Here is a 20,635-nt window from a genome sequence, read left to right as displayed (position 1 = left end):
TGTTATCATATTCTTTATATAATCTGCATGCCCTGGACAATCTACATGCGCATAGTGCCTATTCTCTGTCTCATATTCTGCATGATGTACATTTATCGTTACTCCTCTCTCTTGCTCCTCAGGCGCATTATCTATCTCATCGAATTCCTTTGCTGTTGCTAATCCCTTCTTGCTTAATATCTTTGTTATTGCTGATGTTAATGTTGTCTTCCCGTGATCTACATGCCCTATTGTCCCTACATTTATATGCGGCTTCGTTCTCTCAAACTTCTCCTTCGCCATCTCTCTATTTCCTCCTGCTTTTAAATAAGTCCACGGATTATATCATATCCTTTTTCTCTTGCAAGTCCTTTTTTTGACAGAGCCCACAATCGGAATTGAACCGATGACCTCATGCTTACCATGCATGTGCTCTGCCAACTGAGCTATGTGGGCAAAAGACTAGGATGAGGGGCGATTCTAACAAATATATAAATACCTGTCAATATTATCAGCCAAATTATGTTAAATATCACGAATAGATTTCCATACTTTGTATAAAAAGTTTTCTTATTATTAAAAGACACATTAGCAAAACCAGTTCCTGCAATAAAGATATCGCCTTTGCTATTGTTTACTCTATTACTTATTCTCCCGTATTTATCAATAAAGCAAGAAACACCTGTATTTGCATTGAAAATCACTGGTATACGATTTTCTACAGCTCTAAATACAGACATTGACATATGCTGATATGGAGCTTTGGAGTTACCAAACCAGCTGTCATTTGTAACATTAACCAGAAACTGTGCGCCATTTCTTACAAATTGCCGAGTAAAGTCTGAAAATATATTTTCAAAACAGATTGTACAAGCAAACTTAATTTTTCGATCTGAATCTAGTTTACCTTTTCTGTAAAAATTCAACACTGTGTACTCTTTCCCACGATCAAAATCCCCTATGGGAACCACTTTGCTCAAAAATGGGAAAAGGTTCTTAATGGGAATATATTCACCAAACGGCACGAGATGTATTTTATCATAGCGTTGTCTTATTGCGCTATTCGGAGCAAAAAGAAACACACTATTATAGAATTTACTTGTTGAGAGCGACCTGTAACAAACACCTGTTAGAAGATGTAAATTATTATGCTTTGCAAAATTCTTGAGTTTAGTAATTAATTTCTCATCGTACTTATCTACATATGTTAGCGCAGTTTCAGGCCAAATAATAATATCAGGTTTAAATTTTAGAAGTTTCTCACTCAGATTTAGATGAACATTTAGAACTCTCTCTCTTGAGCTATAATTATCTTCTGCTTTTTCTTCTTGCATTATGTTTGGCTGAACAATTCCAACCTTAATACTCTCTTCAACACTTTCTCTCTTTTCTGTCCTTATACTGATATTGCCATAAATAAAAAAAACGATAACAGCAATAACTGATAATACTGGACATATTAAGAACCTCCAGTCTCCCCTTCTATTCTTAAAAAACAACCATACGTCGGCAATTGAGGCATTAATTAAAACAATCAAACATGATATGCCATAAACACTAATAAAAGATGCACTCTGAATAAGTGTAATCTGTTTATACTGAGAATAGCCTAATAATGCCCATGGAAAGCCTGTGAGAAGATGTGCTCTTGCGAATTCGAGCAATATCCAGACAGGAGGAGCAATAAATGCTAGCGGAAATTTGAGCTTCCTAAAAAGACAGTTTGTAAGAACTCCAAATACAGCTATGTAAAGACTAAGATATAAAACAAGCAGCACCGTGCCTAATGTGCTGACAAAGGATATCCAATAAATTGTGGATGCAAAAAAAACTACCCCTGTTACATAGGAGAAAGTGAAAGCTTTTTTTGAATCAACATTTACTAAAATCAGGAATAGTGGAACTAGAGCTATCCATGCACCATATTCAAAATCAATTTTGGGAAAGGAAATTGCAAGCAGTATTCCTGAAATAAAAGACAAGGAGAGATTTTTATATTCCGATATTTTAAACACTCAGAGCCACTGCAGAAGCTACTGCGCGAGTCTTTATATGAGAAATGCTTACCAAAATGCTTGAAATATTCTTTTCTTTAGCAATTTTCTTTACTTTACCATGAAGAACTACATACGGACGACCTTGTTCTAAATTTTTAACTTCTATCTCTGTCCATTTTACAACACAATCAATATTTAATGTTTTGTATACCGCTTCCTTTGCTGCAAACTTCCCCGCAAAATGCTGGCAGGCTACTTTTCCTGTATTGCAGTATTTTATTTCCATGTCTGTGTATATTTTCTTCAGGAATCTATCTCCAAATCTTCTAATAGCGGTTTCAATTCTATTTACCTCAACTAGATCTACCCCAACTCCTATAACATTCATATTTAGATTCTAAACCTCCTCATTCCTATATTAAGCACTAACCCTATTAAACACATATTTACAATTAAGGATGAGCCTCCATAACTCAAAAACGGCAGTGTAAGCCCTGTGATAGGCATTATCCCTATTGCCATTCCTATGTTGATAAAAACCTGTACCCCAAAAAGAGAAATTACCCCAACAATTATAAGTAAGCCCAATTTATCTCTTACCAGGCTTGCTATACTAAACATACGCCAAAGGAGAACAGCATAAAGTAACAACAATGCGCATGCTCCTATAAATCCCCATTCCTCGGCTATTGTTGAGAAGATAAAATCCGTGTGATGTTCCGGTATGAAGTTAAGGTGCGTCTGGTAACCTCTTTTCCATCCATATCCAAATAATCCACCGGCTCCAACAGCTATCTTTGATTGAATTATAGCATAACCAGCACCTAAAGGATCTACATCTGGATTCATGAAAACCAGCAGTCTTTTCTTCTGATATGTTCTTAAAAATCTCCATAAAAACGGACAACTAGCAAGACTTATTCCAATTACAATCAACATATTCCGAATGCTTCCTTCCGAGACGAATACAACAGCAAAGATAATAAAAATTAGAGAGATTGCGGTACCAAGATCCGGTTGAACAATAATAAGTAAAACTGGTAAAACCATAATTAAAAAAACGTAACTTAATTTTTTAGAACTACTTACTCCCTTACCCGTCTTATCCAAATAATACGCTATCATTAAGATAGATGTAATTTTAAATAATTCCGACGGCTGAAAACTTACTATACCAAGAGAGATCCACCTTTTTGCCCCACCTATGCCTTTGCCTATAAGAAAAACCATCATTAATAACAAAATAGACAACACATAAATTAGTATTGTATGCTTAGCTATCTTAGAATAATTAAACATTACTGCAATTATCAGCCCGACTAATCCAATAGAAAAGTATAAAAGCTGCCTTTTTGCGTAGTCAATTTCCAGTGCACTGGTAGCGCTTTTGATAAATATTATGCCCGCCAGACATAATATAATCGTTGTAAAAAACAAAATGAAGTCAAAATTTTCCAGCAATCTTCTATCAATCATATACTATTCACCCAAGTCCGTCATTGCGAGAAGCATAGCGACGTGGCAATCTCGCCTGTCATTCTGCGATTTAATCGGGGAATCCAGTGATTAAGGTTTGAGCTGGACATTTAGCTTCTCTCAATTCTTCAAAACCATCCTATTAAAAGCTTCTTCAAAATCATATTCATTTTTTTTATTAAACAATGGCAACCCGATCAATTTATAATCTTTATTTTCCGCTTTCAATAAATCCCCATTTCCATATTTATCAGTAATCTGTTGCAAAAATTCTTCTTTCCATCCTTCTTTACTCTCTTTAAATTCGCCTTCTTTGTCAGCAAATTGACCGCCCTTTGGCTCAATAAAAATTTGATAATATAAATTGCCTTTTTTGCCTTTCAGAAATAGCAAAAAGTCCGGCTCAAACCCGCGTCCTTGCTCAAAGTCATAAATTTTATATAATTCTTCGTTTCGGAGCAAATAAACCTCATTATATTTTTCATCCAAATTACCGATTCTATCTTTTAAAAATTCAAATAATCCAATTTCTTCACTTGTTCCGACAAAGCCATCCAGAACATACCATTTATTTTTTAATACTTCGTTTTCATAATTTTTATCATATTTTTCCGTATTTATATATTTTTCTTTTGGCTCGCCAAATAGCTGTTCAAAGGTTAATGCTTTAAAATTAGTTCCAATGTAAGGTTTTGCAATTTCTTTAAGCTTTCTTGTGAATTCATCAAAAAATTCCAACAATAAATCCAGTTTTTCTTCGTTGCTAATATCATCAAAATTATTTTTTGAGGTGATTATATTAATCTTAAAATTGCCAATAAAATTATCCGCAAGCTCGTTAATGCTATTGATACTCAATTCATTCTGTAAATTATCAAAGCGCAAAAGAGACAAGTCTTTTGTCGCTTTTTTATTAATTGCCTTTGCAACGATATGCCTTTCAAAATCTTTGAATTTTTTGCTTATTATTTTACTGTCCTTTTTCACGCTTTCCGAAAGAATCTCATCTTCTTCTTTATCTAAAAGAACTTGCTGTTCTTTTATTGCAAATTCTTTTATCTCATACTTAAATGGATTAAACAAAGGGTCTTCTTTAAGATCTTTTAAATTCTTTTTTCTTTTTTCGGGGTTGTCTATTTGCTCGTTTTTCCAGACTTTTATTTCTTTGAAAAAATCAGTTTTCTTAAATTTATCTTTCAACGCAAATTTTTTTATCTCTCGATTATCTTGGATAAATCCTCTCTTTTTAAGTTCTCTTTTTAATTCATCAAGATAACGATTGTCGTCATCGCTGTGATAATAAAATTCTTCCAATACCCTAAGCGGATTTTCTAAATTATTATCGAACTTTCTTTTATTTTTCTCATGTTCGTTATAGGCAAAAGGAAAATATCGCACACCTCGCCCGATTAGCTGTATTTCCTGCACAGTCGCTTCACCTGCTTTTCTTTTTTTGCTTTGTTTGTCATGCGCTTCATCACGCCCTTTGTAAAGCCTCACAATGTCAAAAAGATTTAACACATCCCATCCTTCCGTTAATCGTTTAACGGTAAAAATCGCACGAATATGATTATTTTTATCTTCCAAATTATTTAACAAATCATTTTGCTCATTTGTTGTCTTTTCGCCACCTCTTTGCCCTTTTGCTTTTTTATCTTCCGAGTTTGTGATAATACAATTTCTTTCAGTGAATTCGTCCTTGATATAGTTCACTATTTCCCGAATATTGATTTTTTCTTTTTTGATAAATCCCAACATTTGTCGTACTCGACTTTTGCCTTGCTCATATACCCTAGTCGAACTGGCATCATCTTGCTTTATGCTACTTTCAATATTTTTTAGAAAATCAAAATCAGCCGATTTTAAATCGCCAATGATAGTTAAAAATTTTTCGTAATCCGCTTTTGATTCTTCAATAAATTTACTTCTAAAAAGTATTACTGGCTTGAAATTGGCAATATTATTTTTAAGCGCGATTTGATGGCGATACCAATTAAAAAGCAAAGCGAGTAAATTTTTTTCTTTCTTTTTTAACGAAGTGGAAACAAGGTTTATTTCTTTGGTATAGCCAGCCCTAAGAAAATCCGCCAGCTTAAACTTATAAATAGTTTTAGCGCGATATTTTTCTATAACATCGGCATTTTTTGGTATGGTCGCGGTAAATTCTAGTAAAACATTTTTGTTTTCTGTTTCTTGTTTGTCCTTGCCCTTTCTTAAAATTTTATTGCGTACTGTGTTTTCCCAACTTTTTTCAACATCTTTTCCGCTAGCGTTTTCTTTTAATTCGGTTGGCAGATCCATTTCTATTTGTCCGTTTTTTATTGTTGAAGCGTTGAGATGGTGCGCTTCATCGCCGATCATTACTAAATCCTTTTTTTGTAAATTTTCAAGCGTAACTGAATTTTCTTTTGTCAAATAAACCGCATTGTGTAGTTTATGAATTGAAGTAAATTTAATTTGAATATCATCCGTATCATCAAAAGTTTCTACTTTGCGAATGTTGATAGTTTTATCGTCAATCACAATGTTTTGGCGAAAGAGATATTTTGTATGATTTTTATTGATAAAATTATTTTCCGTTTTATCAACGATATTATTTTGATTAACAAAGAAAATAAAATGCTTATAGCCCTTTTTGTAATAATACAAAATCAAAGCCGCCATCAGCATAGTCTTGCCGGTGCCAGTCGCCATATTAAACATTAAATGCGTCGGCTCAAAATTATTTTCTTTTTCTTTGATCTTTTCTTGAGTCAAAAAATTTTCCAGCGCTTCTTTTTGCCACTTCCACAAATTATGCCGAATATTTTCCGCAATAAAAACAGGAATTTCCGGCTTGCTAATGCCATAGTCAAAAGCTTTTTCTTTGACCATGCCGGATAAATCTTTGCTTAAATCATACATATTATTTGGAATTATAAAATTTTTCGCTTAAAGCAATGTCTTCTTTCGAGAGTTTATACTTTTTGTCCGCTCGCTCGCTGAAATTCACATACATTTGATTCATATCCAGCATCTCCACAAAAAGTTTTTTCTGTTTATTTAAACCAATCCTTTTAAATTCTTCTTCTTTGAGAATTTTTTCCTTAAATTTTTTAGTTTCTACATTGTAATTAAGAAAATATCTCTCATAGAGTTCGTCAAACATTTTTTCCAATTCACCCAAACTTTTCGCTTTTAATATTTTTTCTTTGGCTTCTTCATTCCATTTCGCCAATTCAACATAAAGAAAAGAATCATCTATATTTTCTTTTTGCATTACTTTTTGCACCCTTGGACAAGTAACAGTATTGATATAGTTCATCTGTTCTACTAAAATAAATTTTCGATTTCCTCCATCTTCTTTGTTTAATTCTAAAACTGCATGAGCTGTTGTTCCAGAACCTGCATGATAATCTAAAATGATATCGTTTTCTTTCGTGGTGATTTTTAAAATATCTTTCATCATGTAAGGTGATTTTGGATATGTAAATATTTTTTTACCAAATAATATTTTTAATGAATTAGTGCCTGTTTGACCTGTGTATTTAGTGTTTGTCCATATAGTTTTTGCTTTTTCTCCCGTGTAGTCACATTCTCTTTCTTTTACATATATATCAAACTTATCCCCAACTTTTTTAATTTCTATGTATTTATCCATCTTTTTAAGAAATGTGTCTCTGCCCCATCTCCAACATTTTTCCACCCCTCTATCGTCAATGGGCAAAATTTCTACAAATCCATTTGTTCTATCGAGTGAAATATCATTTTTCTTGGGATTAAAATATATTGCATAATAAAGTCCTTGTCCATCTTCTCTGTTAGAATTATTACCACTCCTTCTAAAGCCCCTCAACTTATATTTTCCATATTTATCTTGAAGTTTAAATTGTTTTAACTTCTCTTCAGATAAACCCAACGTATATATATTTGCATTGTTTATATTTTTTGCATAAAACAAAATATTCTCATGTGCTGTTGGAAAAAATTTATCGTCTTGACGACCACCCGGATTATGAACTGCGGCAATAACTCCGAGTCTGTTATCACGTCCAAATATCTCATCTGCTAAAACACCCAAATAAAACATTTCATAATGATCTATTGCTGTAACAAACAAACCATCATCTGTTAATAACTCTCTCGCTATCTCTATTCTATTTTTCATAAAAGCAAGCCAAGAAGAATGATTAAATGTATTATTGTATGCAAAAGTATTTGCAGAAGTAGAAGTATTATACGGCGGATCAATATAAATCAACTTTACTTTTCCGGCAAACTGCTCTTTCAAGCTATGCAAGGCAAGCAAATTATTGCCTTTAATAATCAGGTTTTCTCGAATAGTCCCGTCCTTATCTCTTTTCAGTTCTTTTACTTTTTTCTTGCCTTTAGCGGTATATCTTTTCCAATTAACCAGCGCTTTGGAATCATAAAGCCGGTCAATTTCATCTTTGGCCAAAACCTCATTAAAAAAGATTTCATTTCTTTTTTGATCCTCTTTCGTCATCCCGCCTTCCAAAACACAATCCTTAAAAGGCCAATTCAAAACAACCTCGTCCCGCTCGCTTAATAGTTTATTCCCAACCCGTAGCCCAATTTTATTTTGGTATTGCGTATAAGAATTGTCCAGCTTGTTTTCATCAATAAAAAATTTCAAATCATTTTGCTTCAAAACAAAAACATCTTTGATTTTGATGAAGAATTTTCCTTTTGTTTCTTTATCGCTAAGCAGTAATTCAATAAGTTTTTCATCCAACTTATCAATCAAATCTTTCAAAAGAGTTTCGTTGAGTTCCTTTTTTTCATCATCCCAAAGTCGAGAATCTTTTTTTAACAGTCTGTATAAATTATTTTTAAAAGCTTGATTGTTCATTTAACTATTCTCCTTCTGAAATCCTACAATTTCTTATTATACCCCAAACTCCCAAAACCATAAAGAAAAAAGGGCGGAGGCAAGCCCCGCCCCTACAATATAAAAATTCAAAAAGATGAGATTGCTTCAGGATTTATCCTTCGCAATGACAGATATAAACTGACTTTCTTTATTGCGCCTTAGTTTTATGCTAATATATTAAATCATGTACAGCAACTATTATAACCAGCTAAATGATAAACAAAAAGCAGTTGTTGATAATATTGAAGAACATGTTGTTGTACTGGCCGGACCGGGCACCGGGAAAACTCAGGTGCTTTCTGTAAGAACAGCAAATATACTAAAAAATCACAATGTTTCTCCGTCAAATATCCTTATCCTGAGCTTTACCAATGCTGCTAGCGGAACTATCAGGGAAAGGATTGTTGAAATTATTGGAATGGATGGTTACTTTGTAGAAGTTGAGACATATCACAGTCTTGCAAATTCTATCATTACTGAATCAGAGGAAGTATCTGAAGCCTTTGGAGAAAAAATAGAACTGCACGATACAGAGAGAATCAAACTTATAAGATACATTCTGGACAATTTAGATAACATCTCAGAAATAAGACCCTTCAGAGCGCCTTATCATTATGAAAAGGAGATTGTTAAAAACATAAATATCTTAAAAAGGGAAGGTATCACACCTTCGGATTTTTCCCAATGTCTGAGTAATATCTCTAGTGATGGAGAGATTATTCAGGAAAAACATATCCCGAAACTTCACCAGTTTGGGAAGGTCTACCGAATGTATGAAGAACTCAAGGATTCAGGAGGAAAGCATATTCTTGATGAGCGGGGAAGATATGATTTTGATGATATGATAATAATGGCAACTCATATTCTGAATCATGACAAGAATCTTGGCAAAAAGTACAGGGAAAAATTTAGCTATATTATGGTGGACGAGTTTCAGGATACAAACAAAGCTCAGATCAAACTGCTTCTAAGTCTTATTAATCCCAAGAAAACTAATCTATGCGTGGTTGGAGATGATGACCAGTCAATATACAGATTTCAAGGCGCATCTATTGCAAATTTTAAGACAATAAAAGACAGATTTAAGAATCTCACACAAATGATTCTTACAGAAAACTACCGCTCAACTCCTGAAATACTCAATATATCGAGAAAACTCATAGAAGGAATCCCTTCGCATAAGAGAATATCACAGAAATTTTTAGTCCCACATAAGAATTTTGAACATAAAATAATAAAGTCCCTGAGGTTTGGTTCCATTAGAGAAGAGATATCTTTTATTGTAGAGGAAATTAAACGGCTTGTTAGAGAGAAGCTTATACCCGGTGATGATCCATACAGCGATATAGCTATACTCCTTAGAACAAGAAAAGACATATTGCCTATTATTGATGCATTCCTGCAAACAGGAATTCCATATGTAACAGATGGCAAAGAGGATATAAGCTCCCATCTGCGCGTCAGGCAGCTGCTTTCAGCTCTAAACCTTGCAGTAAATTCACATAATCCTGAGCATGCAGATAGGTATATATTCGAATTACTTGCTTCAGATTATTTTGGAATAGACATAAGTGATATGACGGCATTGCTGAGTTATGTAAGCTTAAAAAAGAGGAAAAATATTAATGAGAATAAACCAATTACTCTTCTTGAAGAAATAACATCGCACGAAACGCATCAGCTTGAAATGGCAAAACGGCTTGCTCTTAAAAAACCTCTAAAGTTACATAAATTCTCATGGGCAGTTCAAAGACTTATTAAGGATTCCAGCACGCGTCCGGTTCATCAGCTAATACTTCAGTATATAAAGGATTCCGGAATGCTGGAGTTTATATTAGCGCAATACGAAACAGACCAGATATTAAAAGTAAGAGATTTAAGAGCAATCTCTTCTTTTATTGAGTACGTAAAGGAACAGGTAACTACTAATCCTACAATAACGATTACTGATTTAGTGGAAAATATCAATTTACAGCAATCTTACGGCATAGGAATTCAAGGTATACTTGCAAGTTCTCATCAAAAAGGGGTCAGGGTATTAACAGCTCACAGTGGGAAAGGAACTGAATTTCATACTGTTTTTATTCCTTTTTGTATTCATGATAAAAAATGGCCTAAAAAACTAATTACAGACCTAATACCTATTCCGCAAACTATTCTTCAAATACCTGAAAGTGTATGTTCCTTGGAAGCGATGAAGAAACTCCATGTATACGATGAAATAAGACTATTCTATGTAGCGTGTACAAGAGCTAAAGCGAATCTATTTTTTACTGCTGCCCCTCTGGAAAAAGACATTCCCAGCATGTTCCTTAAAAACATGGATATTGAGCCTCAAACATGCCTTATACCTGAAGAAGATGTTCTTAGATTTTCTATAGATACAGTTAAGGAACGTCCGCCCTTTTTGCAAACAGAGGAAATTCTCAAAGACTACGTAAAATCCATAACCCTAAATCCAACAAATGTAAATAACTATGTAAAATGCAAGAGATATTTTCTCTACAATAACCTGTTAATGATTCCAAGTGAATTAACTGAAAGCCTGCTATTTGGGACATGTGTACACAAAGCATTGAGCAAAACCTATGAAGTATATAAAAAGAGACAAAGTCTCTCGAGACGAAGTCTCCCCGGATTTAGTTTTTTTGAGAATGTTTTTAAGACCTGTCTGAAAAATATGTCCCCGGGACAAAGGATAGAACAAGGCTGCCTTGGGAAAGTTGAGGAGCTCAGAAACTGGTATCAGAAGAAGGCTGAAAGCCCTGCGTGCGTTTTATTCATAGAGAAAAGCCTTGGAATATTTATAAATGAGAATATCCCTTTTTCAGGGAGGTTTGACAGAATAGATACCGTTGGAAGCAATAGAAATGTGTGCGTTATTGATTACAAAACAGGAGATGCATATAGACATATAAAAAGTATTACAGACAACAATGACCCTCTTAATAAAGACTGCGACGAATACCTTCACCAGCTAATAGCATATAAGCTAATACTGGAAAATCAGCCCGAGCCTTATAAAGTTGCATCATGCAAACTTGAATTTATTGAGCCCTCAAAAAGAACAGTAAAAAAATACGATATAGAAGAAGGTGAATATAAAACACTCGAGCTTACAATAACTGATAAAATGGCAGAAGATATGAAGAAGCTCATTATTGATGTATGGCAACAAATTCACAATCTTGAATTTGAGAAATTACCAGAATACGATAAAACAAAATGCGAAAACTGCAATTTTAAAGATGTATGCTGGGAGGTGTAAAGCTACGTCCCCATTTCCCATGAACTGAGATATTTTTTCTGTTCGGGAGTTAAGGTGTCTATTTTAATACCCATTGACTCAAGTTTGAGTCGGGAAATATTTTTATCTATATCTTCAGGGACTCTATATACTTTGTTCTCTAGTTTTTTGTAATTCTTCGCAATATACTCAGCTGATAAGGACTGATTGGCAAAGCTCATATCCATCACCATTGCAGGATGTCCCTCAGCGGATGCAAGATTAATCAAACGGCCTTCTCCCAAAAGACATATTCTCCTGCCGTTTTGCAGAGTATATTCATCAACAAATTCTCTTGCTCTTTTTTTGCTTTTACTCAGTTTTTCAAGAGCCGGCACATCAATCTCTACGTCAAAGTGTCCTGAATTTGCAATGATAGCGCCATCCTTCATATTCTTAAAGTGCCTGGCTGCTAAAACATGTATGTCCCCTGTTAAAGTTACAAAGGCATCGCCAATATAAGAAGCTTTCTCCATGGGCATAACAGAAAATCCATCCATGGCTGCTTCTAATGCGCGCAGAGGGTCTACTTCTGTTATAATAACGTTTGCACCCATGCCTTTAGCCCTGCTCGCAAAGCCCCGTCCGCACCAGCCATATCCAGATACCACAACAGTGGAACCAGCAAACAACATGTTCGTTGCCCTAATAATGCCGTCGACTGTGCTTTGCCCGGTACCATATCTGTTGTCAAAGAAATGTTTTGTGTCGGCGTCATTAACAGCTATGATCGGAAACGCAAGTTTTTTCTGTCTTTCCAGACTTCTCAATCGAATAACACCTGTTGTCGTCTCCTCTGTTCCGCCAAGAATATCTTTTATAAGCTCTCTCTTATTATTGTGAATTGTGGAAACTAAATCTGCGCCGTCGTCCATGGTAATATTAGGTTTATTTTCTAATGCACTGCTAATATGGCTATAATAAGTTTTGTTATTCTCTCCACATATAGCGAAAACGGATATTCCATAATCTGCTACAAGAGAAGCAGCAACATCATCCTGAGTACTTAGAGGATTTGAAGCGCATAACCTTACTTCTGCGCCACCGGCTTTTAGAGCTATTGCCAAATTAGCTGTCTCTGTTGTAACGTGCAGACATGCTCCTAACCTAATTCCCGCTAGGGGCTTTTCCTTGATAAAACGCGACTGGATTGATCTAAGAACAGGCATGCTTTTTTCTGCCCATTGTATGCGCAATTTACCCTCTTTAGCCAGCTTGATGTCTTTTATATCGTATTTCAAAACAACATCCTCCTATATATTAATTACGAGTACAGTCCAGCTTTTTTTCTAAGAAAATCTGCTTTATCTGTCTTTTCCCATGTAAAGGTATTTTCTTCTCTACCAAAATGACCATAGCAGGCAGTTTTTCTATAGATTGGCCTGCGAAGTTTTAGATGATTAATTATTCCTTTCGGGCTCATATCAAAATTATCAATAAGAAGCTTTTTAATTTTATCTTTGGCTATCTTGCCTTTATTGAATGTATTTACCATAACTGAAACTGGTTCAGGTACCCCAATTGCGTATGCCAGCTGAATCTCACATTCAGACGTTAAACCAGCTGCTACTATATTCTTTGCAAGATAGCGGGCAAAATAAGATGCAGACCGATCAACTTTGGTGCAATCTTTACCAGAAAAGCAGCCTCCGCCGTGACTGCCTACACCGCCGTATGTATCAACTATGATCTTTCTCCCTGTCAAACCAGTATCTCCATGTGGTCCACCTATCTCAAAGCGACCCGTTGGATTTATAAAAATCTTGGTTTTGCTATCCATCAGATTAGAAGGAATGACAGGTCTTATCACATGTTCTTTTATATCATCCTTTAAGATGTTCATATCAATATCGCCGTCATGTTGTGCTGAGACTACTATTGCTTCTATACGGCATGGTTTTCCATCTGCATATTCAGCTGTTACCTGCGACTTTCCATCAGGCCTTAAGTAATCTAATACTTTTTCTTTTCTTATCTTAGCCAGTCTTCTGCAAAGTTTATGAGCAAGCATGATTGGCAAGGGCATAAGTTCCTTTGTCTCCTCAGTCGCATAACCAAACATCATACCCTGGTCTCCTGCACCACCTGGATCAACACCAAGAGCAATGTCTGGAGACTGAGATTGTATAGCAGTAAGAACCCCGCATGTTTCGTAATCAAATCCATAAGAAGCATTAGTATAGCCAATCTCTCTAATAGTCTTTCTTGCAATTGTAGGAATATCCACATAGCACGAAGTTGTAATCTCTCCGGCAATATATACGATGCCTGTGGTTACAAGTGTCTCACATGCAACTCTTCCATTTGGGTCATTCTCCATAATAACATCTAAAACACTGTCAGATATTTGGTCCGCCATCTTATCAGGGTGTCCTTCAGTTACAGACTCTGATGTAAATAAATAGTTGTTGTTATTCTTTGTTACCATCTGATTTCTCCTTTTGCTATTCCACTAGTTTTTTCTTTAATATCTCTATCCTCTCAACAGGTGTTGGATCAACTCCATACAATATTGCAAGATAAAAACTCACAAAATCTCCAAGATAAATAAGTGAGAACATTCTGGCTAATACAGAATTACCCTCTGTCCAGACTTCAGTAATTTCACTTGGTTTGTCTTTTATGATTGAACTTGTTATAACAATACGCTTTGAATTTCTCTCAAAATCACCTTTATCTCTGAGTATTATGACTGACATACTCTTGGTTAGATTATCCAGCCCTTCCCAGCCAACTATTTCATTATGATCCAGCTCAGGGAAAACATTATTGTATGCCAGAATTTTACTGTTTTCATTCAGCTGTGTTTTCCATCTTAGGGCTACTGGCCCAAGACAGCCATCCACAGAATAGATCAGAGGAAATTTATTGTATAATGTCTTTGCGAGTTTTTTTGCCGGATTTGAATCAGAGAATTTATTTCCCCACACAGTTTTAAACCTCTTTAAAATACTTATAGCTTCACTTATATCTTCCATCTTAGTGGTAAGTCCTAGATTTTGCATAACTATTAACACAGGTAGAAAAATGTATCCTAACGCACTTCTCGGAGGTTGACCACCGGGTATTTTTATGAGTGGAAGACTGTCAGACTCTGCATTCTCAGCCAGTCTTCCCCCGCTTGTTACACAAATTATTCTGCAACCACGTCCCTTCGCATCATTGTAAGAAGAAAGTGTCTCTTCAGTATTACCTGAATAACTTGTAGCAAATACAAGAGTTTTTTTATCTGCAAAATTAGGCAGATGATAATTGCGATTAACAAATACTGGAATTTTTATTTCATCTATGAGAAGTTTTGATAAAATATCTCCTCCAATTGCTGAACCACCCATACCTATGACTATAATTTTCTCAACCTGTGAATATTCCCGAGGAATATCGCAAGACCGGGCAGCAGAAACAGCCTCCTCGCACTGAGAGTCAAAATTCAATATCAAATCAAACATATTAGATACATCTATTTTCTTTATCGACTCTAAGTTATCCAAAACATCCATGAACATTTCCTCCTTTCATCAGTATTTAGCCATATATCTCAATTTCAGCCCTTGAGATAATCTTTTTAACCTTGGATCTCAGATACCTGTCTGCTTCCTTGCCTGTTGATAATTCGAGAACATGTTTAGCAACTTTTTTTGCATCGTTAGTGTTCACATGGCGAACAAGTTTTTTAATTTCGGGAATTATTACAGAGGCCATACTGAAACGAAACAATCCCAATCCCAATAAGGCCAATACAGATGCTGGCACTCCTGCCATCTCTCCACATATAGTGACAGGAATATCAGCCTTATTCGCAGCGTCTATAATCATCTTGATCAAACGATAAACTGCCGGATGATTAGGTCTATAGAGATAGGAGATTTTTTCGTTAACTCTGTCTAGCGCAAAAGAATACTGAATTAAGTCATTAGTTCCTATGCTAAAAAAATCTGCTTCCTTCGCCAATATATCAGCTATTAATGCCGCAGAAGGCACCTCTATCATAGCGCCAACCTTAAGATTCCTATCATAAGGAAGATTTTCCCTATCCAGTTCCTTTTTTACCCCCTCAACAAGCACTTTTGCCTCTCTTAGTTCTGACAATCCTGATATCATAGGGAACATCATTGACACATTACCGTAATGGCTTGCTCTTAGAATAGCCCGTAACTGAGGCTTGAATATATCCGGCCTTTTCAAACAAAATCTAATAGCCCTCAAACCTAAAAGGGGATTCATTTCTTTTGGCATTCCTAACTCTGATATAAACTTATCTCCTCCCAGATCAAGAGTTCTTATAACCACATTCTGCGGATTAATTTTTTGAGCAACATACCTATAAGCGTTAAACTGCTCTTCTTCGCTAGGCATAGAATTTCTCTTTAAGTAGAGAAATTCTGTTCTATAAAGTCCTATCCCGTTTGCGCCATGTGTTATTATTGAATGGACTTCGTCTCGTGATTCTATATTTGCCGCCAGCAAAATTTTCTGCCCATCAAGCGTATCTGCGCGTACGTATCTAAGTCTTGAGAGCTTTCTTCCTAATGACTTAATTTCTGCCCGCTTCTTCAAATATTTCTCAAGAATAAACGGAGAAGGATTTACTATTACTATTCCCTTAACCCCATCTATAATAATAGTGTCCCCTGTAATCACTTTTTGAGTAATGCTTTCTACTCCTACAACAGCAGGGATTTCTAACGTTCTTGCCATGATTGCTGTATGCGAAGTTCGCCCGCCTATTTCAGTCGCAAAGCCTATGACTTTATTCTTATTCATTTGGGCAGTGTCTGATGGAGAAAGATCATGGCTTACGAGCACAACCCTTTCTTTTAAATTAGACAAATCCATATGCTTCCTGACTAAAAGATTTTTGAGAACACGTCTGCCAACGTCGTTTATATCAGCTACACGTTCCCCCATGTATTCATCATTAATATCAGAAAACTTTTTAATTACCTTCTCCAGTACCTTTGAAAACACAAACTCCACATTAAACTGTTCATTTCTTACTTGTTCTATGGTTTTTTCTATTAGTGATGAATCCTCTAGAATTAACAGATGCGCATCAAAGATAGCAGCGTGCGTTTCTCCAACCTTGGCAACGAACTTTCTCTGAATCTCTGTAAGCTCCCTTTTAGCTTTGCTAAGCGCTCTTGTAAAGCGGATTATTTCTTTTGCTATTCTATTCTTGTTAATCTTATACTTAGGCACAGCAGATATTCGACTGTCCAATAACAGAGCTTTACCAATTACTATGCCGGGTGATACAGGAATTCCATTCAACAATCTAGTTTACTCCTCTCCAAATTTATCTTTAAGTAATTTTTCTAAGGCCTTTACAGCTTTTTCAGCATCATTTCCGTCTGCTGTTATAGTTATTTTTTGCCCTTTGCCAGCAGCCAATGTCATTATTCCCATGATGCTTTTACCATTTACTTTTTGCTCTTTTTTCTCTACAAAAATCTCCGATTGAAATTTATTAGCAAGTTGAACAAATAAGGCGGCTGGTCTTGCATGTAAACCAAGCGTGTTTTCTATAACAACTGTTTTTTTTATATCAGTCTTTTTTATCATAATTGACTATTCTTATAAATGATTCCACAGACAAACTTGCTCCACCTACTAAAGCCCCGTCTATGTCGGATTTTTCCATCAAAGCGCCTATATTATCTGGTTTTACACTGCCGCCATACTGTATTCTCGTTTTTTCGCCAGTTTTAGCATCAAACATCTCTGATATAATCTTTCTTATGATCTTATGAACTCTATTAGCATCATCTGGAGTAGCGGTTTTCCCTGTTCCAATAGCCCAAATCGGCTCATATGCAATAGCTACCTGACTCATTTGCTCCTCATCTATACCAGCTAAACCCTCTCTAATTTCTGTTTTTACAATATCAATAGTCTGATTGTTTTGGTATTCTGAGAGAGTTTCGCCAACGCACAAAATTGGACGCAATTGGTATTTTAAGGCCAACTTTATCTTAGCATTAATTAATTTATTATCTTCCTTAAAATATTCTCTCCTTTCAGAATGCCCTATTATAACATACCTGCAACCCAGTTCCTTTAACATTAGAGGCGATATTTCTCCTGTATATGCGCCATTCTCCTGCATATACATATTCTGAGCACCTAACTTTGCGCTGCTTCCTTCCAGTATTTTACTAACTTCACTTAAAGCAACGAAAGCAGGACATATAACAATTTCAACATATTGCAGGTCTCTTAATGCTGACTTTAAGTTATTTGCAAAATCTACTGCTTCGCTCACAGTTTTATTCATTTTCCAATTCCCAGCTATTAACGGCTTACGCATATACCTTTTCCTCTCTTAGTTTACTATTTGTTTTTCGACATATTAATTAATTCTTCATCCAGCTCTTTTGCTGCAAAAGCACCCATTCTTCTTAATCTGTGGTTTTTCGTAGCAACTTCAATAATTGTTGCAATATTACGTCCAGGCCTTACAGGAATAATTATCATTGGAATGCCTATCCCCAATATACAGTGTATTTTTTCTTCCAGCCCCAATCTTTCATATTCCTTACTGCTGTCCCAGTGTTCAAGTTTTATCACCAATTCTATCCTTTTACGATTTCTTATGCTTCCTATTCCAAAGATAGCGCAAATGTCTATAATGCCCAGACCTCTGATCTCCATCTTATGTTTAGTGAGTTCAGACCCGGAGCCCATCAGAAATTTCTCTGCGACTAATTTAATATTAACAACGTCATCTGCAACCAACCGCTGTCCTCTTGTAATCAGATCAAGTGCTGCTTCACTTTTTCCCACACCGCTTTTACCTGTAATTAGCACACCAGATCCATGCACATCCAATAAAACTCCATGAGTCATTGTTCTTTTTTCTGTCTTAACTGCTGTTTTTATCATTGGACCCTCAAAGAGTTTTCTCTTCTGTTGCAATTAGTCTTATTACGTCTTCTGGAGATTTAGCATTTATCAAAACATGCCTGAAAGTCTTATTTTTAAAAAGATGGGCTATTCTGGCCAGTGCTCTTAAATGAGGAGCTGCAGAGCTAGGAGGCGCAATTAAAAGAGCGAATATACATGTCTTTTGCCCGTCAATAGAATCAAAATCAACTCCATTAGGAGAAATACCAATAGCAATGGTTATGCTTTTTACCAAATCAGATTTTCCATGCGGGATAGCCGCTCCGGTAGCAATTCCTGTGCTGCCGAGTTTCTCTCTCTCACATAGAATGTTAAACAATTTTTCTCTATTACCATTTTTAATTCCTCCAGATTTCAGGAGAATATCAACCAGCTCATAAAGCACAGCTGTTTTATCATTTGATTTTAAATCTATACAAACTGCATCTTCATTAATAAAATCAGTAAGTCTCACCTTATATCCTTTTTTATCAGGAATTACTCTCTGTCTTTTCTTGCTTAGATGTATGAGTTACGATTTTGTCCTTATATCTTCTGATTTGGTTTTCGACCTTAGCAAGTGCTTTATCAAATGCTGTATGAACATCTGTATGCTCTGCTCTGCCCGGCATTGTTATTCCATTAGTTAATGCATTAACTTCTATAACGTGTCCATATTTTTCTTCACTTATAATAATATGTATGTCAGATATATGAGAGAAGTATTTTGTTAATTTTGAAGTTTTCTGCTGAATATAATCCCTAAGGTTAGATGTTAATTCTATTTGTTTACTTGTTATAGTAACATGTAATTTATCATGTATTTTAAAAACTTTGTGTTTTGCCATATATTCTCCCATAAAGTTATAATAAGTTTGTGGAGCTGAGGAGACTTGAACTCCTGACCTTCTGACTGCCAGTCAGACGCGCTCCCAACTGCGCCACAGCCCCTTATAGTATCACGGATTTTAGTTAACAGGGAATTGTATCATTGCCTCACGTAAAAATCTACACAAAAATTTAGGTTATAGACTATCTTCCTGATATAAAGGCGGGGAAAAGATTAAAACAGGAGATGGTCTATGGGATTAACTATGAAAGAGAAAAAAGCAGTAAAGGGTTCTTCTTTTATATTGGTGAGATTAAATACCTTGCTAACTCTTCAAATTCTTCTTTATTTTTTCTGAATGAAAGAAGCAATCTTTGATAATCCCTTACTTTTTTTGCTTCCTTTACCTCAATTATCTGAATTTTTTTGGCGAGTTCAGGTATTATGTTGTGGTATGCACCTAAAAAGAGAATGCCTTTTCCCCCACTATGTTCTAAGGTTTCATCTATCCTCTTGGTTATATAATTATCTCTTTTCTTTAAAAGCCTATCTTTAGTTAACTTATACATTAAATAAGCAATTAACTTCATTGTCATCGTCTTAGCCTGGGTAATTTCAACAATACGATCTCTTTCTTTTTTAACCAGAGGGAAATTCTCCGTTTGAACCAAAACTGCACCTTTTTTTAATAAATCATCAATAACTTCATAATTTTTACTGCCAGACTTAACCCCTTCTTCTACTATTTTTTGGCCAACTTCTCCGTCAGCTACCAAGCCATCCTGGTATATATTAAAACCCTTAACCTCTAAATTAGCGAAGTATTTAACAATTGAATCCCAGAAGCCGGACACAGTCTCTCTGTGTTTCTTCCAGAATTCCTCTCCAAAATCTGCAATACCTCTTTTATTTACCTGCTTAGCAATACTGCCTAAGTCCGCACTCATATGTATAATTGGAACATAAATTAACGTTTTCATAATAAAATGCTGATTCTGCTATTTGACTTTAATCTTTTTTTCCAACTGCTCTAATCTCTTCTGCAATCCTGCTTTCTCCTTTTCGATTTCTGCATCCTTTGCTTTTGTAGATAAATAAGAATCTTGCTCCCACCAATTTATCCCCATCTCCTTAGCCTTATCCACTGAAGCAATCATAAGTCTTATCTTGATGGTAAGAAGGTCAATATCAGCAATTTGAATCTTAATATCTCCGGCAATAACAATCCCTTTATCCAGAACCCTCTCTAAGATGTCAGCTAAATTGGTAGTGTTAAGCGAACTCCCTACTCGTGATTCAGCCATCGTTTATCC

Annotated in this window: 18 protein-coding genes and 2 tRNA genes; 1 reads left to right on the top strand and 19 read right to left on the bottom strand. The window is 35.4% G+C overall.

The features are described 5' to 3' along the window. The 7 genes from KKC91_12330 to KKC91_12300 all read right to left on the bottom strand — a co-directional run. Positions 1-282: 50S ribosome-binding GTPase (locus tag KKC91_12330; protein MBU0479334.1), on the bottom strand; the 282-nt coding region annotated here is incomplete at its 3' end. Positions 283-362: 80 nt separating this feature from the next. Then, a tRNA-Thr gene (locus tag KKC91_12325) sits at positions 363-435 on the bottom strand. Beyond that, positions 426-1,994, bottom strand: coding sequence for an apolipoprotein N-acyltransferase (gene lnt / locus KKC91_12320; protein MBU0479333.1), 1,569 nt, complete (start codon positions 1,992-1,994; stop codon positions 426-428). Before lnt ends, KKC91_12325 begins: the two co-directional genes overlap by 10 nt. Then, on the bottom strand, positions 1,987-2,364 hold the full coding sequence (gene acpS / locus KKC91_12315; protein ID MBU0479332.1) for a holo-ACP synthase: 378 nt from the start codon (positions 2,362-2,364) through the stop codon (positions 1,987-1,989). Before acpS ends, lnt begins: the two co-directional genes overlap by 8 nt. A gap of 2 nt (positions 2,365-2,366) precedes the next feature. Then, a complete protein-coding gene (gene rodA / locus KKC91_12310; GenBank protein ID MBU0479331.1) occupies positions 2,367-3,452 on the bottom strand; it encodes a rod shape-determining protein RodA in 1,086 nt (361 codons plus the stop codon). A gap of 120 nt (positions 3,453-3,572) precedes the next feature. Further along, positions 3,573-6,356, bottom strand: coding sequence for a DEAD/DEAH box helicase family protein (locus KKC91_12305; GenBank protein ID MBU0479330.1), 2,784 nt, complete (start codon positions 6,354-6,356; stop codon positions 3,573-3,575). A gap of 1 nt (position 6,357) precedes the next feature. Further along, positions 6,358-8,304 carry a site-specific DNA-methyltransferase gene (locus KKC91_12300; GenBank protein ID MBU0479329.1) on the bottom strand — a complete coding sequence of 649 codons (1,947 nt, stop codon included), beginning with the start codon at positions 8,302-8,304 and terminating at the stop codon, positions 6,358-6,360. Between the two features lie 205 nt (positions 8,305-8,509). Between KKC91_12300 and KKC91_12295 the strand changes: the two genes are divergently transcribed. Beyond that, the gene (locus KKC91_12295) at positions 8,510-11,593 is read left to right on the top strand and encodes an ATP-dependent helicase (GenBank protein ID MBU0479328.1); all 3,084 of its coding nucleotides are present in this window, start codon (positions 8,510-8,512) and stop codon (positions 11,591-11,593) included. A 2-nt stretch (positions 11,594-11,595) separates the two neighbouring features. On the opposite strand, the gene ahcY is transcribed toward KKC91_12295, so the two are convergent. The 12 genes from ahcY to KKC91_12235 all read right to left on the bottom strand — a co-directional run bounded on the left by ahcY (position 11,596) and on the right by KKC91_12235 (position 20,626). Next, the gene (gene ahcY / locus KKC91_12290) at positions 11,596-12,852 is read right to left on the bottom strand and encodes an adenosylhomocysteinase (protein MBU0479327.1); all 1,257 of its coding nucleotides are present in this window, start codon (positions 12,850-12,852) and stop codon (positions 11,596-11,598) included. 23 nt (positions 12,853-12,875) lie between these two features. Then, positions 12,876-14,039 (bottom strand): methionine adenosyltransferase, encoded by a 1,164-nt coding sequence (gene metK, locus KKC91_12285; GenBank protein MBU0479326.1) that lies wholly within the window; start codon positions 14,037-14,039, stop codon positions 12,876-12,878. 16 nt (positions 14,040-14,055) lie between these two features. After that, positions 14,056-15,111: a bifunctional phosphoglucose/phosphomannose isomerase gene (locus KKC91_12280; protein ID MBU0479325.1), complete on the bottom strand. Its 1,056-nt coding sequence runs from the start codon at positions 15,109-15,111 to the stop codon at positions 14,056-14,058. A 25-nt stretch (positions 15,112-15,136) separates the two neighbouring features. Next, the gene (gene ptsP / locus KKC91_12275) at positions 15,137-16,885 is read right to left on the bottom strand and encodes a phosphoenolpyruvate--protein phosphotransferase (GenBank protein MBU0479324.1); all 1,749 of its coding nucleotides are present in this window, start codon (positions 16,883-16,885) and stop codon (positions 15,137-15,139) included. Positions 16,886-16,891: 6 nt separating this feature from the next. Continuing rightward, positions 16,892-17,155 carry an HPr family phosphocarrier protein gene (locus KKC91_12270; GenBank protein MBU0479323.1) on the bottom strand — a complete coding sequence of 88 codons (264 nt, stop codon included), beginning with the start codon at positions 17,153-17,155 and terminating at the stop codon, positions 16,892-16,894. A gap of 1 nt (position 17,156) precedes the next feature. Then, positions 17,157-17,918, bottom strand: a complete 762-nt coding sequence (gene tpiA / locus KKC91_12265) for a triose-phosphate isomerase (protein ID MBU0479322.1) — start codon at positions 17,916-17,918, stop codon at positions 17,157-17,159. Between the two features lie 23 nt (positions 17,919-17,941). Next, a complete protein-coding gene (locus KKC91_12260) occupies positions 17,942-18,493 on the bottom strand; it encodes a hypothetical protein (protein ID MBU0479321.1) in 552 nt (183 codons plus the stop codon). 7 nt (positions 18,494-18,500) lie between these two features. Continuing rightward, on the bottom strand, positions 18,501-18,968 hold the full coding sequence (locus tag KKC91_12255; GenBank protein ID MBU0479320.1) for a PTS sugar transporter subunit IIA: 468 nt from the start codon (positions 18,966-18,968) through the stop codon (positions 18,501-18,503). 16 nt (positions 18,969-18,984) lie between these two features. Beyond that, complete coding sequence (gene raiA, locus KKC91_12250; GenBank protein ID MBU0479319.1) at positions 18,985-19,341, bottom strand: ribosome-associated translation inhibitor RaiA; 357 nt, start codon at positions 19,339-19,341, stop codon at positions 18,985-18,987. Positions 19,342-19,371: 30 nt separating this feature from the next. After that, a tRNA-Ala gene (locus KKC91_12245) sits at positions 19,372-19,444 on the bottom strand. Positions 19,445-19,621: 177 nt separating this feature from the next. Continuing rightward, positions 19,622-20,302: a hypothetical protein gene (locus KKC91_12240; GenBank protein ID MBU0479318.1), complete on the bottom strand. Its 681-nt coding sequence runs from the start codon at positions 20,300-20,302 to the stop codon at positions 19,622-19,624. A gap of 18 nt (positions 20,303-20,320) precedes the next feature. After that, positions 20,321-20,626: a gas vesicle protein gene (locus KKC91_12235; GenBank protein ID MBU0479317.1), complete on the bottom strand. Its 306-nt coding sequence runs from the start codon at positions 20,624-20,626 to the stop codon at positions 20,321-20,323. Between the last annotated feature and the right edge of the window lie 9 nt (positions 20,627-20,635).

It is taken from the genome of bacterium (assembly GCA_018812485.1).
GTDB lineage: Bacteria > JAHJDO01 > JAHJDO01 > JAHJDO01 > JAHJDO01 > JAHJDO01.
Note: the sequence above shows the minus strand (reverse complement) of the source record. Positions and strands in the feature narration are given on the sequence as shown.

Excerpts from the sequence above, each read along its gene's own strand:
- acpS (MBU0479332.1), bottom strand. The coding sequence starts at position 2,364 with ATGAATGTTATAGGAGTTGGGGTAGATCTAGTTGAGGTAAATAGAATT.
- rodA (MBU0479331.1), bottom strand. The coding sequence starts at position 3,452 with ATGATTGATAGAAGATTGCTGGAAAATTTTGACTTCATTTTGTTTTTT.
- KKC91_12305 (MBU0479330.1), bottom strand. The coding sequence starts at position 6,356 with ATGTATGATTTAAGCAAAGATTTATCCGGCATGGTCAAAGAAAAAGCT.
- KKC91_12300 (MBU0479329.1), bottom strand. The coding sequence starts at position 8,304 with ATGAACAATCAAGCTTTTAAAAATAATTTATACAGACTGTTAAAAAAA.
- KKC91_12295 (MBU0479328.1), top strand. The coding sequence starts at position 8,510 with ATGTACAGCAACTATTATAACCAGCTAAATGATAAACAAAAAGCAGTT.
- metK (MBU0479326.1), bottom strand. The coding sequence starts at position 14,039 with ATGGTAACAAAGAATAACAACAACTATTTATTTACATCAGAGTCTGTA.
- KKC91_12280 (MBU0479325.1), bottom strand. The coding sequence starts at position 15,111 with ATGGATGTTTTGGATAACTTAGAGTCGATAAAGAAAATAGATGTATCT.
- tpiA (MBU0479322.1), bottom strand. The coding sequence starts at position 17,918 with ATGCGTAAGCCGTTAATAGCTGGGAATTGGAAAATGAATAAAACTGTG.
- KKC91_12260 (MBU0479321.1), bottom strand. The coding sequence starts at position 18,493 with ATGATAAAAACAGCAGTTAAGACAGAAAAAAGAACAATGACTCATGGA.
- raiA (MBU0479319.1), bottom strand. The coding sequence starts at position 19,341 with ATGGCAAAACACAAAGTTTTTAAAATACATGATAAATTACATGTTACT.
- KKC91_12240 (MBU0479318.1), bottom strand. The coding sequence starts at position 20,302 with ATGAAAACGTTAATTTATGTTCCAATTATACATATGAGTGCGGACTTA.
- KKC91_12235 (MBU0479317.1), bottom strand. The coding sequence starts at position 20,626 with ATGGCTGAATCACGAGTAGGGAGTTCGCTTAACACTACCAATTTAGCT.